The sequence below is a fragment of the Streptomyces sp. MBT65 genome (assembly GCF_016612545.1).
Lineage (GTDB): Bacteria > Actinomycetota > Actinomycetes > Streptomycetales > Streptomycetaceae > Streptomyces.
The window spans coordinates 1-715 of the sequence record NZ_JAENRY010000705.1 but is presented as its reverse complement, the minus strand read 5'-3'; the positions used below and the strand labels follow the sequence as shown (position 1 = coordinate 715).

General features: G+C 72.2%; 1 protein-coding gene. It reads right to left on the bottom strand.

Annotation, left to right across the window (positions count from 1 at the left end):
- Nucleotides 1–654: SDR family oxidoreductase (locus JHN63_RS51700; protein WP_200692031.1), on the bottom strand; the 654-nt coding region annotated here is incomplete at its 3' end.
- Between the last annotated feature and the right edge of the window lie 61 nt (nucleotides 655–715).

Sequence of the window (715 nt, the reverse complement as noted above, 5' to 3'; positions counted from 1 at the left end):
CTCCACCACCCCACCGAGCAACCCCGGCCGTACCCCCAACCCCATCGACGCGTCGATCACCGCGCCGTGCAGCAACCCGGCGCCCGGGCCGGCCAGCCACCACACCAGTTCCGCTATTTCGTCGGGGTGGATCAACCGGCCGCCGGGCAGGGCGGATTCGAGGGCGGTACGGCGGGACGGGGTGAGGCCCGCGAGGGTGCTGGCCTCGAACATGGGGGTGTCGACGGCGCCGGGGCAGATCGCGACGACGTCGACGGGGTCGTGGACCAGTTCCGCGGCGAGATGGCGGGTGAGATACGCGAGGGCCGCCTTGCTCATGCCGTCCGCGATCCGGAAACCCGGGAACTGCGCGACGCCCCCGCCGACACTGGCGACGTTGACGATCGTCCCCCGGCCGCGCGCCCGCATGCCCGGCAGCAGTTGTTCGCTGAGCCAGAGCGGTCCCACGGCGTTGATCTGGAGGAACGCGGCGTCCTGCGCGTGGCCGGGCCCGGGGACGTACTGCTCGACGGTCTTCGAGCCGACCGCCGCGTTGTTGATCAGGATGTCGACGGGTCCCGGCAGTTCCGCGACGAGGCGTTCGTGGTCGCCCCACTCACCCTGCCGGAACTCGAAGGCCCGGGGCGCGTATCGGCAACCATCCGCCGGTCCCACAGGGCCTGTCGGTCCGGTCGGACCCGCAGAGCCCGCAGACCCCGATGGTCCCCCCGAATCC